This window comes from Edaphosphingomonas fennica (assembly GCF_003034225.1).
In the GTDB taxonomy this organism is placed as follows: domain Bacteria; phylum Pseudomonadota; class Alphaproteobacteria; order Sphingomonadales; family Sphingomonadaceae; genus Sphingomonas_E; species Sphingomonas_E fennica.
The window spans coordinates 1-12,447 of sequence record NZ_PHHF01000032.1 but is presented as its reverse complement, the minus strand read 5'-3'; the positions used below and the strand labels follow the sequence as shown (position 1 = coordinate 12,447).

Sequence of the window (12,447 nt, the reverse complement as noted above, 5' to 3'; positions counted from 1 at the left end):
CCACGCCGCCCCTCCCGGCTTCACGGGGTGGAGGATTGCTGGTCCGGCGCGAGCGGATCGTCCGCGTTCGCGCCGCTTGCCAGGCCGACGCCGCCGCCGATCCCCATGCCCATACCCATGCCGGCGCCCATTCCGCCGCCACCGCCACCGCCCTGCCGGCCTTCCCCCCTGCCGCTTTCGCCCTTCCGCCCGCCGCTCGCGCCGGAGGGGCGGGTGGGGCCCTGCATCGGGATGGCAAGCCCGGCCGGGATCGGATCGAGGTCCAGCGCCTCGCGGATGAAATCGCGGAGCGAGATCACCAGATCATGGGTGTGGACGGGGTGCCCCGCGACCAGCTCGCGCGCGGCGCGTTCCGCCAGCCGCACCTGTTCCTCGGTGCCCAGCAGGATGATGTCGGAAAGCGCCGCCTCCACCGCGTCGCGGATGCGCCGCGCCCTGTCCGATCCTTCCGCCCCGGCGGCCGGCACGGTCTCCCCTTCGCCGTCCGGTTCCGCGCGCCGCCGCAGATCGCGCAGATGCGCCGGATCGACCGCCAGATTGCCCGTGAAGGAGCCGCCCAGCGTCTTGTAGGCGGCGATCAGGGTCCGCAGCCGCTCGTTGATCTGGCGGTTCATCCGCTCCCGCCGCTGCTGGATGGTGAACATCACCACCAGGCGGATGCTGACGCCGATCAGGGTGACGAGCGCCAGCCCGATGAGCGTCGCCAGCACGCTCTGCCATGAACTGAAGTCGATATTGCGCAAGGGGCGCCTCCCGCGATGCTGGCCGGCTGCTGGCCAAGGGCTAAAGCAAATGCCCGGCTCGATCCAGCCGCCGCCGGCCAAGGCGCGCTTTTGGCGGCTAAAGCTCTGCGGGCTGGACATCTGCGCCCGCTCCCCTAAACCCGCGCCGGGCCGCATGTGCGGCCTTCATGTCCAACTGGAGCGAGTATAATGGCCTATCGGGTAGTCGTCGTCGGAGCCACCGGGAATGTCGGGCGCGAAATGCTCAACATTCTGGCCGAGCGCGAGTTTCCGATTAAAGAGATCGCCGCCGTCGCATCCTCCCGCTCCACGGGGGATGAGATCGAGTTCGGCGAGACGGGCCAGAAGCTCAAGGTCAAGAATCTCGAGCATTTCGATTTCACCGGCTGGGATATCGCGCTCTTCGCCGTGGGATCGACCGCGACCAAGGAATATGCGCCGAAGGCGGCCGCCGCCGGCTGCGTGGTGATCGACAATTCGTCGCTCTACCGCATGGACCCGGATGTGCCGCTGATCGTGCCGGAAGTGAACCCGGATGCGATCGACGGTTATAAGGCGCGCAACATCATCGCCAATCCCAACTGCTCGACCGCGCAGATGGTGGTGGCGCTGAAGCCGCTGCACGATGCCGCGAAGATCAAGCGCGTCGTCGTCTCCACCTATCAATCGGTGTCGGGCGCCGGCAAGGCGGGGATGGACGAGCTGTTCGAACAGTCGCGCAACATCTTCGTCGGCGATCCGGCCGAACCGAAGAAGTTCACCAAGCAGATCGCCTTCAACGTGATCCCGCACATCGATGTCTTCCTGGATGACGGCTACACCAAGGAAGAATGGAAGATGGTGGTGGAGACCAAGAAGATCCTCGATCCGAAGATAAAGGTCACGGCCACCTGCGTGCGCGTGCCGGTGTTCGTGGGCCATTCCGAATCGATCAATATCGAGCTGGAGGACGAACTTTCGGCCGAGGACGCGCAGAAGATCCTGCGCGAGGCGCCGGGCGTGATGCTGGTCGATAAGCGCGAGGATGGCGGCTACGTCACCCCCGTCGAATGCGTCGGCGATTTCGCCACCTTCGTCAGCCGCGTGCGCGAGGACCCGACCGTGGAGAACGGCCTGGCCCTCTGGTGCGTGTCCGATAACCTTCGCAAGGGCGCCGCGCTCAACGCCGTCCAGATCGCGGAGCTGCTCGGCCGCCGTCATCTGAAGAAGGGCTGAGGCCCTCCGCAGTGACCGGCTATCGCGCCGCTTGGCGGTCCCTGCCGGTCGCCCAGCGGTGGATGAGCGGGCTGCTCGCACTGGCCGTTCTGCTGGCCAATGTCGCGCAGCCCTTTCCCGAAGTGGCGCCGCTGCATCATCTGCCCACCGTGGCGGTGATCGCAGCGGCGCCGCTGCTTCTGGCGCGCTGGCCGCTCTCGACCCGCGCCGTCGCCTTCCTCTTTGTCTTCTGGCTGCTCCACACGCTCGGCGGCCGCTATACCTATTCCAATGTCCCCTATGACGCATGGGCGTCGGCGCTGTTCGGCGTCTCGACCGGCGATCTCCTGGGGACGACCCGCAACCATTATGACCGCCTCGTCCACCTCGCCTTCGGGGTGACGAGCATCCCCGTCGCGATGGAGCTGGCGCGGCGACAGGGCGCGGGGCCGTTCGCGGCGGCCTGCCTCGGCGTGGGCTTTGTCGCGGCCGCGAGCGCCGTCTATGAGATATTCGAGTGGGGCCTTACGCTCGTGATGGCCGGGGGTGCCGCCGATGCCTATAATGGCCAGCAGGGCGACATCTGGGATGCCCAGAAAGACATGGCGATGGCGATGCTGGGAGCGCTGGCGATGGCGGCGGTGGAATTGCGGCGGCGGGCGGTATGACGGAAAAGCTCATGGCCGGCGGCTGCCAGTGCGGCCGCATCCGTTACGAAGCGGTGATCCGCGACGACGAAGCCTATCTCTGTCATTGCACCTATTGCCGGCGGGCGACGGGCAATGTCTCGGTCGCGTTCAAGAATGTCCCGCAGGCCGATGTCCGCTGGCTGACGCGGGAGCCGGACTGGTATCAGTCCTCGCCCATCGCCCGGCGGCCTTTCTGCGCGCAATGCGGCACGCCGCTGGGCTTCACCTATCTGGACGGGACGAACATCGATCTCACCGTCGGTTCGTTCGACGATCCGGGCTTCTTCCGCCCCACCTCCAATTTCGCGATCGATACGAAGCTCGCGGCATGGGAGGATACCAGCCATCTGCCCGGCATGCGCGCGGACGAGCATCAGCCGCTCACGGATCGCTGGGTTGCCGCGACCGGCCGGCTGCCGGATTGATCCGCCGATCGGCCGGAACGGTGGATCGATCGCGCTCAAGCGGGTAGGGGACGCAGCATCAGGATTTACCGGGTGATCGATCGCATGACGGACGTGAAGGAAGGCCGCTTCAACGGCAGGGACGGCACCGAGCTGGCCTGGAAGGAAATGGGCGAGGGGCGGCCGCTGGTGTTGATCCATGGCTATTTCTCCAACGCCTTCACCAACTGGATCCGCTATGGCCACGCCGCGCTGATCGCGGACGCCGGTTTCCGCGTCATCATGCCGGACCTGCGCGGCCATGGCGACAGCGCCAAGCTGCACGATCCCGCCGCCTATCCCCGCGACGTGCTGGCCGATGACGGGCTGGCGCTGGTCGATCATCTCGGCCTCGCCGATTATGATCTCGCCGGCTATTCGCTGGGCGGGCGGACGAGCGTGCGCATGCTGGTGAAAGGCGCCGCGCCGCGCCGTGTCGTCCTGTGCGGCATGGGGCTGGATGGCATCCTCCACACCGCCGGACGCGGCGATTATTTCCGCAAGGTCCTCACCAATCTCGGCAGCTTTCCGCGCGGGTCGGGCGAATGGATGACCGAGGCCTTCCTCAAGACCACGGGCGGCGATCCGGTGGCGCTGCTCAACATCCTCGAAACCTTCGTCGATACCACGCCCGAGGAACTGGCGGCCTTCGATCGTCCCGTGCTGGTCGTCACCGGGCGGGAGGATGACGACAACGGATCGGGCGAGGCGCTGGCCGATGCCATTCCCGGCGCGCGCTTCCAGCCGATCCCCGGCAATCATATGAGCGCGGTCGTGAAGCCCGAGCTTGGCCAGGCGATCCGGGATTTCCTGGCGGCTTGACCGGCCGGGGCCGCCGGAGCGATTGTGCGCGCAATCGCAAATAGACCTCTGGGGGCCTTTTCCATGAAAATCCCGTTCCGCGCCGCCGTTTCGGCCGTGGCGCTCGGCGCACTCGCCGTTTCCGTCGCCGCCTTCGCCGCCAAGGATGCCGCGCCCACGGCCGCCGATGCCGATCGCTTCGTGGCGGCGGCCGAGAAGGAGCTGTTCGATCTTTCCATCCCGACCGCGCAGGTCGCCTGGGTCAACGCCACCTACATCACCGACGATACCGACGCCCTGAACACCCTGTTCGGCGCCAAGAATACCGAAGCCTCCGTGCGCCTCGCCAAGGAGGCCGCCCGCTACGACAAGGTCGCGGGCCTTTCCTTCGACACCCGCCGCAAGCTCGATATCCTGCGCCAGGGCATCGTCCTGCCGGCGCCCGCGACCGAGGGGGCCGCGACCGAATTGAACGCGCTGTCCACCCGGATGAGCTCCACCTACGGCAAGGGCCGCGGCACGCTGGCCGGCAAGGAGATCAACGGCTCCGATATCGAGGAGAAGATGAGCACAGTCCGCAACCCGGACCAGCTCAAGGAAATGTGGGCGAGCTGGCACGACAATGTCGGCAAGCCGATGAAGGCCGATTATGCCCGCATGGTCGAAATCGCCAACCAGGGCGCGAAGGAGCTGGGCTACAAGGATCTCGGCGCCATGTGGCGCTCCAACTACGATATGTCGCCGGATGAGTTCGCCAGGCTGACGGACAAGCTCTGGCTGCAGGTGAAGCCGCTCTACGATCAGCTCCACTGCTACACCCGCACCAAGCTGAACGAGAAATATGGCGATGGCGTCCAGCCCAGGACCGGCCCGATCCGCGCCGATCTGCTCGGCAACATGTGGGCGCAGGAATGGGGCAACATCTATGACGTCGTCGCCCCGGCCGGCGCCGGCGACCTCGGCTATGACACGACCGATCTGCTGAAGGCCAAGGGCTATGACGCGCTGAAGATGGTGAAGGGCGGCGAGAATTTCTTCTCCTCGCTCGGCTTCGCGCCGCTGCCCGACAGCTTCTGGCAGCACTCCCAGTTCACCAAGCCCGCCGATCGCGAGGTGATCTGCCACGCGTCCGCCTGGGACGTGGACAATAAGGACGATCTGCGGATCAAGATGTGCATCAAGGTGAATGGCGACGATTTCACCACCATCCACCACGAGCTGGGCCATAATTATTACCAGCGCGCCTATAACAAGCAGCCCTATCTCTACCTGAACGGCGCGAACGACGGCTTCCACGAGGCGATCGGCGATGCGATCGCGCTATCGATCACGCCCGACTATCTCGTTCGGATCGGGCTGCTCGATCCGGCGAAGGTGCCGCCGGCGGACAAGGATATCGGCCTGTTGCTGCGGCAGGCGATGGACAAGGTCGCTTTCCTGCCCTTCGGCCTGCTGGTCGATAAATGGCGCTGGGGCGTGTTCGACGGGTCGATCGCTCCGCAGGATTACAACAAGGCGTGGACGGCGCTCCGCCTGCAATATCAGGGCATCACCCCGCCCGTGGAGCGCGGAGCCGACGCCTTCGATCCCGGTGCCAAATATCATGTGCCCGCCAGCACGCCCTACACCCGCTATTTCCTGGCGCGCATCCTCCAGTTCCAGTTCTACAAGGCCGCGTGCGACCAGGCCGGCTGGAAGGGGCCGCTCCACCGCTGTTCCTTCTACGGCAACAAGGAAGTCGGCGCGAACCTGAACAAGATGCTGGAGATGGGCATGTCGAAGCCCTGGCCGGACGCGCTGCAAGCCTTCACCGGCAGCCGCGAGATGGATGGCACGGCGATGATCGCCTATTTCAAGCCGCTGATGACGTGGCTGGAACAGCAGAACAAGGGCAAGACCTGCGGCTGGTGAGCCAAAGGCGGGCAGGCGCGGCGGACGGGGCAGGGGCCTTGCCGCCGCGCGGCCCGATCATAGTGACGGCGGATCTGGGGCCCGCCGATCTCGCCCGCCTCGATGCCCTGCGGCGCGCGCATTACCCGGCCGATCGCAACCGGGTGCCCGCGCACCTCACCCTGTTCCATCACCTTGCGCCGTCCCTGGCGGAGGAGGCCGGCCGCCGGCTGGCCGCGGAAACCCGGCATGCGCCGCCGCCCGCAGCACGCATCGCCGGGATCATGAAGTTGGCGCGCGGCACCGCCTTCCGCGTCGATTCGCCGGGGCTGGAGGCGATCCGCGCCCGGCTGGCCGACGCCTTCGATCGCTATCTCACGCCCCCGGATGCCGCGCCCTGGCGCCCGCACATCACCATCCAGAACAAGGTGGATGCCAGCGCCGCCGCCGCCCTGCAAAGGGAAATGGCCCGTTCCTTCCGGCCCGGCCCGATCGCCATCGCCGGCCTGTCCCTGTGGCGCTACGAGGATGGCGGATGGGTGGCGATCGGCCGCCATCCCTTCAATCGATCTGGCCGATCCCCTCGCAACTGAGATCGAACGCGGACAGCCCGGCCTCCAGATAGGCGGCGAGCAGCGGCATATCGAGCAGCAGGTCGACCGCGTCTTCCTCGCTGTTCAAGGCCTCCTCCTGCGCGTCCTCCCATTCGCTGGCGTCATAGGTGCCACGCCCGATCCAGGCGAGCGCCAGCACGTCGGCGATCTCGTCGTCCGCCATGTCGTCGAGGAAGGTCCGCACCTCATCCTCGATGGCGACATTGGCCTCGTCCTCCAGCACGGCCATGGGATCGTCGGTATCGGTGGGATCATCCTCCCCGTCCGCCTCGATCGCCGGCACCTGCGCTTCCAGCTCCCGGGCGCGGATTATCAGCCGGCAGACACTTTCCAGTGGGACGTTCAATTCCATGTCAGCCTCCTTCCGCCAGCTTTTCGGCAGTGGGGCGGCCCGCGGCGGTGCCGCCCCGAAATCGAAACGGGAACGAGGGGAAGGCCCGCCGGTTCCCGCCTCAGGCCGCCAATGTCTTCAGCTGGACGCCGGCATCGGCGAGCTGGTCCAGCGGCGGGGCGATTCCGCCGGCCACCAGCGCGCGACCCTGCACATAATCCTTGGTCGCGTTGACGCAGTCGAGCGCGATCACCCTGCCGTCCTTCAGATAGACGATGGAGAAGCTGCGCTCCGCCGGGTCGCCGCGCATCACGATCCGGTCGTGCCCGATGGAAAGACCAACCGTCTGCAGGCGCAGGTCATATTGGTTGGACCAGAACCACGGCACCGCCGAATAGACATCGTCGCCGCCCATGATCGCCTTGGCGACGATGGTGGCCTGGTCGTTGGCGTTCTGTACCGATTCCAGCCGGATGCGGGCGCCGCCGGCAAAGCCGTTTTCATGCGCGGCGCAATCGCCGATCGCGAAGATGTCGGGCAGGCTGGTGCGGCATTGGCCGTCCACGTCCACCCCGTTGCCCCCGGCGGCGCCGGCCGCGATCAGCGGCTCGATCGCCGGGATAATGCCGATGCCAACGATCACCATCTCGGCCGGCAGCTCGGTGCCGTCGGCCAGGCGCACACCCACAGCGCGGCCGTCCTTCTCGACGATGCAGTCGACCGCCACGTTCAGCCGCACGTCCACGCCGTGCGCGCGGTGCTCCGCCTCGTAGAATCGCGACAGCGGCTCGCCCGCCACGCGCGCCAGCACGCGGTCCAGCGCCTCCAGCACCGTCACCTGCTTGCCCAGCTTGGACAGCACGGCCGCGGCCTCCAGCCCGATATAGCCGCCGCCGATCACCACCACCCGATTCGTGGTCGCCATCTCGCCCATCATGGTGTCGACATCGGCGCGGGTGCGCACGGCGTGCACGCCCTTCACGTCATGGCCGGTGCAGGTCAGCCGCCGCGGCGAGCCGCCCGTCGCCCAGATCAGCTTGCCGTAGCCAAGGCCGCTGCCGTCAGCCAGCGTTACACTATGCGCCGCCGGATCGACCGATACGACCCGCCGGCCCAGCAGCAGATCGACGTTACGCTCTTCCCAGAATGCGGCCGGGCGGATCAGGATTCGCTCGAACGTCTTCTCGCCCGAAAAATAATCCTTGGAGAGGGGCGGGCGCTCATAAGGCAGCTCCGGTTCGTCGCCCAGCAGGGCGATCGTGCCTTCGAACTTCTGCTGCCGCAGCGTCAGCGCGGCCTGCGCGCCGCCATGGCCGGCACCCACGATCAGAACGTCATAATGGTCCACGCTTCTGTTTCCCCTCGCATCCGATTCCCGGAAATGCCTGTATCGCGCGAAGTTGCGCGACGCCAGTTGACCGGTGCCGCGAGCCTGCCTATAGGCCCGCCCACGCCCGGCGACGAAGCGTTCGCCGGCGGCCCGATTGGGGCGGAGTAGCTCAGCTGGTTAGAGCAGCGGAATCATAATCCGCGTGTCGGGGGTTCAAGTCCCTCCTCCGCTACCACTTTGGCAGCCCCCAGCGGGTTGCCTCCCTTCCACGGTGAAATGATCCAGCCATGTCGCCACTTCGGCGCACATGCGTCCGTCTTCGTCGCGGGATAGGGTGACAGACGCCACGACTTCCCGGACAAGGTGATGCAGGTCGCCCCTGTCGTGCAGGTTGTGCAGGGTCAGTTCCCGCTTAGCCTTGGCCGAATGCAGGTAGTCTCGCGACGTGGTGAGGCTTTTTGCGAACGCAGCCACGGCAGTCGGATGGATCGCGATGTTGGACGCGGGAGGCTCCCTGTCCAATTCGGCTTTCAGGCGATCGCGTTCCGCGCCCAGTTCCTTGCTGGCGGTATCCAGGGCCTGCTCGTCGCCAAGCCCTTTAATCATCATGGTGGTGATACGCTCCAATTCCTTGCCAATGGCCTTCATGCGGGTTTCGGCCTTGGTGCGGCGGGCAATGTCCTTCGCGGCTTCCTTGTGCCGCCCCTCCAGCCACGCCTTTGCATAGCGGTTGACCTGTTCGGCGGTGGCAAGCTCATCGGCCAACGTGTCGATAACAAGGGTCTCCACGTCGCCAAGGTAGAAGGTCTGCGGGTTCGGACAGGTTCCTGAGTTTGTGTGCGCCGAACAGCGAAGGCGGGGCCGCCCACTTTTGTCCACGCCAGCAACGGACATGCCGGAACCACAAGCGGCACACTTCAGCAGGCCAGACAGCAGGCGCACAGGACGACGCTGTCTGACGGGCGCGCCCGGATTGGATCGGGCTGCTAGCTGGGCCTGAACGGCGTCGAACAGGTCGGGAGGCACGATCTCCAGTTCGGGGGCGTTGGCCGAAAGCCATTCGCTCTTGGGATTGGGCCGAGAGATGCGCTTGCCGGTGTCGGGGTCCTTCACCATGCGAACCTTGTTCCAGACAATCACGCCCTTGTAGATCGGATTGCGAAGCATCCCGGTTCCGCGTTCAGCGAAGCCATAAAGCGCGGACGGTGCCCAGAGCTTACCGCGTGGTGCGTCGATACCTTCGGCATTCAAGTCCCGGCAGATCGCCTTCGGGGACTTGCCGTCATGATACGCTTGAAAGATGCGACGGACGATTTCTGCTTGCTCTGGCACGATCATGGGAGCGCCTCGGTTAGCGGGGTTCGGGGTGTAACCGTAGGCACGGCCGCCAGCCGTCTTGCCTTCACCTATCAGCCCTTTCATGCCGCGCCGGACTTTGAGGATATTGTCCTCGCGATACATTTCGGCGACGATTGCCTTCATGCCCACAGTCATGGTGTTGGCCTCACCGCCATGGACTTCCAGCAGTTTGACGCCGTGATGCTTCAGGCGTTTATAGACATGCGCCGTATCTTCCTGATCGCGGGAAAGCCTGTCTTGATGCTCGACAATGACGGCATCGCACTGGCCGGAATAGGCAGCGGCCAGCAGGTCTTGCAGCCCCTCCCGACCCATGATGGACGCGCCGGATTTCGCGGCGTCGTGATACTCGCCCACGACTTTGAAGCCTTCGCGCTTGGCAAAGGCGCGGCAATCCGCAAGTTGGTCCGCAATCGACTTTTCGGTTTGCAGGTCCGTTGAATATCTGGCGTAGATGACGGCCCGGCGGAGGTCAGGCATCACGCGGCCTCCTTCGCGGTTTCATCAACGATGTTGGCCTCATCGAAACCGTTGATCTCAAGTGCGTGCTTTGCCTCTCGCAGTGCTGTGTCTTTCGTGCGGTAAGGCCCGAACGTTGCGCTGCCAGACAGTGATACGATTACGAAGCGGGAACCCATCCGGCGAACAGCGAAACTATCTAGTGGGTTCGTTTCGAACATCGTCGAGAGCATCCGGTTCACCGTCTCGTTCAGGCTTCGACCTGTCAGGTAAGCATGGGCATCAAGCCAATCCCTTATTTCACTGGGAAGGCGGACGCTAAGTTGGCTGGTGGTCATGTGCTTATCCTCTAATGATGGGGGGGGGCAGCACAGTCGCCGCCCCTGTAGCGATGGTCAGGCGGCTTCGATGATGGCGGGGTGAAGCACGCGCACGACTTGCCCCCGCTGCACATATTCGACGGCCTTGCCCGTGCAATCTGCTTCGCTTTGGAATTGGGACATTTCATATGCCCAGCCCCAAAGGACTGACAATCTCGGCGCAGTTCGCGGGTGACTGTCGTTGTCCAACAGCCAAGCAAATTGCTTAAGGCGTTCGATGCTCGCGGGTTCAGCGTCTGCGTCCAGCAGTGCCTTGATCGCTTCATTGTCGGGTTGAAACATCATATACTCTTCCTTGCCTCACGGTATGCCCACGGTGGGCATTTCGTGGTGTGAGTTACAATCAAGTTGAAGTCAACCCCACGGTGAGGCATTGTGTGCCCATGGCTAGAGATGAACCCCTGCTCCGCATTCGTGTCCCCGATGAATTGAAGGCCCGCCTTGAAAGGGCGAAGGACGACAACCGGCGAAGCCTCAACGCTGAAATCAGGATGCGGCTGGAGTGGAGCTTCGATGCAGGGTTTGACGGGGGGGCAATCACCCCCGTCATAGATCAAGCCAGCGAGCTAGAGGCGTTGCGGGCACAGGTTCGGGCACTGGAAAGCAAGCTAAATGCAATCCCCGCCGATCAGCTACAGGATTTCACGGAACTGATGCAGGGGCTGAAGCGGGGGGAAGTCGTCGTTCTCGCCAATAAGGAATAGCAGGTTGGGCGACCGTGCCGCCGGTGGTGAAAAACGTGGAGAGAAGTGCAATTAATTGCAGACCAAAAGAAGCGCGGTTTCAGATATTTGTGAGCCGTGATAATAGGGTGTTATCAGGGGTTAGGCAGGTAAATAGGCGTCGAGTTGTAGTCAGATGCATAGGCACCCGCCGCCATACGCATCGACCACCAGTTTCGCTTTTCCCCTCGCGTCCCTGAGGGCCTTTGTGCAAAGAACTACCATATGCCGAGGATCAAGCCTTCCATATTGAAATGGGCGCGTGAGAGCGCGGGGCTGTCGCTTGAGGAAGCGGCTCCCAAGGTCGGCATCAACGACGCACGTGGTCAGTCGGGAGCGGAACGTCTGCTCGCACTAGAAACTGCCGAAGGTGATGTGTCACGACCGGTCTTGCTAAAAATGGCCAAGGTTTACCGGCGTCCGCTCGTTTCGTTCTACATGAGCGAACCGCCTGCGCGAGGCGATCGCGGTGAAGACTTTCGGACCTTGCCTGATCGACACACCGAGGGCGAACCTCTCATCGACGCCTTGGTTCGCGACATCCGTTCTCGGCAAGCAGTAGTCCGAGCGGTACTTCTCGACGAAGAGGAGGCAACGCAACTTCCCTTCATAGGTTCGATGTCGCGAGAGAATGGTGTCGGCCCCGTGTTGGCATCTATTCGACAGGTGCTCAATCTCGATCTTGCCGAGTTTCGTGCCCAAGGTTCAGCCGAAGCTGGTTTCGCCCTACTGCGCAGCCGTGCCGAAGCTGCGGGGATATACGTATTATTGATCGGCAATCTGGGCAGTCACCACAGCGCAATCGATGTTGATGCATTTCGCGGCTTTGCACTCGCTGACCCCATCGCACCTTTCGTCGTAATCAACGACCGGGATGCCAAAACAGCATGGTCGTTCACACTGCTACATGAGGTGGCCCATCTATGGATTGGAGCCACGGGCGTAAGTGGCGGGCATTTCGAGGGTTCAACCGAACAATTTTGTAATGATGTTGCGAGTAGTTTCTTGCTGCCATCTCGCGAACTTGCTCAATTGGCTGTTACAAGGTCGACCTCACAAGGTGACGCAAGTCAGCTCATTACTGCATTCGCCGCTGAACGGCTGATCAGCCGGTCGCTGGTAGCCTACCGGCTTTTCCGGGGCGACCGCATCAGTGAAAATATGTGGAAGGGTCTTGCCGCTACCTTCAGGACCGAGTGGCTTCAGAACCGTGCCGCCCAGCGTGAGCGCGCACGCGGCCAAGACGGCGGACCGAATTACTACATTGTCCGGCGACACCGTCTCGGGGCGGCGCTGCTGAACTTCGTTGCCCGTAACATGAGCGAAGGGGTGCTGACCCCTACTCGTGCCAGCAAGTTGCTAGGCGTTAAACCACGAAGCGTTCATCCGCTGTTGAGCGGTGCCGCCTTGCCCCTAGGGTCGGGACCCATAAACAGGATTCCCTTGGCGTCGGGAATGTGATTCATATGTGGACGCCCCCTTGGCAAGGGCA

Annotated in this window: 14 protein-coding genes and 1 tRNA gene; 9 read left to right on the top strand and 6 right to left on the bottom strand. The window is 64.0% G+C overall.

Annotated elements, in window-relative coordinates; all coding sequences use genetic code 11:
- Positions 1-20: 20 nt before the first annotated feature.
- The gene (locus CV103_RS07415) at positions 21-743 is read right to left on the bottom strand and encodes a hypothetical protein (RefSeq protein WP_015456926.1); all 723 of its coding nucleotides are present in this window, start codon (positions 741-743) and stop codon (positions 21-23) included.
- A 189-nt stretch (positions 744-932) separates the two neighbouring features.
- On the opposite strand from CV103_RS07415, the gene CV103_RS07410 reads away from it, so the two are divergent.
- From CV103_RS07410 to CV103_RS07385, 6 genes are all read left to right on the top strand, one after another.
- Complete coding sequence (locus CV103_RS07410) at positions 933-1,958, top strand: aspartate-semialdehyde dehydrogenase (RefSeq protein ID WP_015456927.1); 1,026 nt, start codon at positions 933-935, stop codon at positions 1,956-1,958.
- Between the two features lie 11 nt (positions 1,959-1,969).
- Positions 1,970-2,605, top strand: coding sequence for a DUF2238 domain-containing protein (locus CV103_RS07405; protein ID WP_245896716.1), 636 nt, complete (start codon positions 1,970-1,972; stop codon positions 2,603-2,605).
- Positions 2,602-3,051 carry a GFA family protein gene (locus CV103_RS07400; RefSeq protein WP_107394509.1) on the top strand — a complete coding sequence of 150 codons (450 nt, stop codon included), beginning with the start codon at positions 2,602-2,604 and terminating at the stop codon, positions 3,049-3,051. The genes CV103_RS07405 and CV103_RS07400 overlap by 4 nt, the downstream gene beginning before the upstream one ends.
- 84 nt (positions 3,052-3,135) lie before the next feature.
- Positions 3,136-3,891, top strand: a complete 756-nt coding sequence (locus CV103_RS07395; RefSeq protein WP_107394542.1) for an alpha/beta fold hydrolase — start codon at positions 3,136-3,138, stop codon at positions 3,889-3,891.
- Positions 3,892-3,954: 63 nt separating this feature from the next.
- On the top strand, positions 3,955-5,781 hold the full coding sequence (locus tag CV103_RS07390; protein WP_107394508.1) for a M2 family metallopeptidase: 1,827 nt from the start codon (positions 3,955-3,957) through the stop codon (positions 5,779-5,781).
- A 56-nt stretch (positions 5,782-5,837) separates the two neighbouring features.
- Positions 5,838-6,353 (top strand): 2'-5' RNA ligase family protein, encoded by a 516-nt coding sequence (locus CV103_RS07385; RefSeq protein ID WP_245896719.1) that lies wholly within the window; start codon positions 5,838-5,840, stop codon positions 6,351-6,353.
- Here CV103_RS07385 and CV103_RS07380 read toward each other — a convergent pair.
- Positions 6,322-6,726 carry a DUF3775 domain-containing protein gene (locus CV103_RS07380; RefSeq protein ID WP_107394506.1) on the bottom strand — a complete coding sequence of 135 codons (405 nt, stop codon included), beginning with the start codon at positions 6,724-6,726 and terminating at the stop codon, positions 6,322-6,324. The genes CV103_RS07385 and CV103_RS07380 overlap by 32 nt on opposite strands.
- Before the next feature lie 100 nt (positions 6,727-6,826).
- The gene (locus tag CV103_RS07375; RefSeq protein ID WP_107394505.1) at positions 6,827-8,053 is read right to left on the bottom strand and encodes an NAD(P)/FAD-dependent oxidoreductase; all 1,227 of its coding nucleotides are present in this window, start codon (positions 8,051-8,053) and stop codon (positions 6,827-6,829) included.
- Positions 8,054-8,193: 140 nt separating this feature from the next.
- Here CV103_RS07375 and CV103_RS07370 point away from each other — a divergent pair.
- Positions 8,194-8,270 (top strand) — tRNA-Met (locus CV103_RS07370).
- On the opposite strand, the gene CV103_RS07365 is transcribed toward CV103_RS07370, so the two are convergent.
- Genes CV103_RS07365 through CV103_RS22100 form a run of 3 tightly spaced genes read right to left on the bottom strand, consistent with a single transcriptional unit; the run spans position 8,249 to position 10,518 of the window.
- Positions 8,249-9,874: a recombinase family protein gene (locus tag CV103_RS07365; protein WP_107394504.1), complete on the bottom strand. Its 1,626-nt coding sequence runs from the start codon at positions 9,872-9,874 to the stop codon at positions 8,249-8,251. The genes CV103_RS07370 and CV103_RS07365 overlap by 22 nt on opposite strands.
- A complete protein-coding gene (locus CV103_RS07360; RefSeq protein WP_107394503.1) occupies positions 9,874-10,191 on the bottom strand; it encodes a hypothetical protein in 318 nt (105 codons plus the stop codon). The genes CV103_RS07365 and CV103_RS07360 overlap by 1 nt, the downstream gene beginning before the upstream one ends.
- A 57-nt stretch (positions 10,192-10,248) precedes the next feature.
- Positions 10,249-10,518 (bottom strand): hypothetical protein, encoded by a 270-nt coding sequence (locus CV103_RS22100; RefSeq protein ID WP_146163398.1) that lies wholly within the window; start codon positions 10,516-10,518, stop codon positions 10,249-10,251.
- A gap of 98 nt (positions 10,519-10,616) precedes the next feature.
- On the opposite strand from CV103_RS22100, the gene CV103_RS07355 reads away from it, so the two are divergent.
- Together CV103_RS07355 and CV103_RS07350 are read left to right on the top strand one after the other, a co-directional pair.
- Positions 10,617-10,937 (top strand): Arc family DNA-binding protein, encoded by a 321-nt coding sequence (locus tag CV103_RS07355; RefSeq protein WP_107394502.1) that lies wholly within the window; start codon positions 10,617-10,619, stop codon positions 10,935-10,937.
- Between the two features lie 243 nt (positions 10,938-11,180).
- Positions 11,181-12,416, top strand: a complete 1,236-nt coding sequence (locus CV103_RS07350; RefSeq protein WP_107394501.1) for an ImmA/IrrE family metallo-endopeptidase — start codon at positions 11,181-11,183, stop codon at positions 12,414-12,416.
- Positions 12,417-12,447: the final 31 nt, after the last annotated feature.

Excerpts from the sequence above, each read along its gene's own strand:
- CV103_RS07360 (WP_107394503.1), bottom strand. The coding sequence starts at position 10,191 with ATGACCACCAGCCAACTTAGCGTCCGCCTTCCCAGTGAAATAAGGGAT.
- CV103_RS07365 (WP_107394504.1), bottom strand. The coding sequence starts at position 9,874 with ATGCCTGACCTCCGCCGGGCCGTCATCTACGCCAGATATTCAACGGAC.
- CV103_RS07400 (WP_107394509.1), top strand. The coding sequence starts at position 2,602 with ATGACGGAAAAGCTCATGGCCGGCGGCTGCCAGTGCGGCCGCATCCGT.
- CV103_RS07410 (WP_015456927.1), top strand. The coding sequence starts at position 933 with ATGGCCTATCGGGTAGTCGTCGTCGGAGCCACCGGGAATGTCGGGCGC.
- CV103_RS07355 (WP_107394502.1), top strand. The coding sequence starts at position 10,617 with ATGGCTAGAGATGAACCCCTGCTCCGCATTCGTGTCCCCGATGAATTG.
- CV103_RS07390 (WP_107394508.1), top strand. The coding sequence starts at position 3,955 with ATGAAAATCCCGTTCCGCGCCGCCGTTTCGGCCGTGGCGCTCGGCGCA.
- CV103_RS07380 (WP_107394506.1), bottom strand. The coding sequence starts at position 6,726 with ATGGAATTGAACGTCCCACTGGAAAGTGTCTGCCGGCTGATAATCCGC.
- CV103_RS07395 (WP_107394542.1), top strand. The coding sequence starts at position 3,136 with ATGACGGACGTGAAGGAAGGCCGCTTCAACGGCAGGGACGGCACCGAG.
- CV103_RS07350 (WP_107394501.1), top strand. The coding sequence starts at position 11,181 with ATGCCGAGGATCAAGCCTTCCATATTGAAATGGGCGCGTGAGAGCGCG.
- CV103_RS22100 (WP_146163398.1), bottom strand. The coding sequence starts at position 10,518 with ATGATGTTTCAACCCGACAATGAAGCGATCAAGGCACTGCTGGACGCA.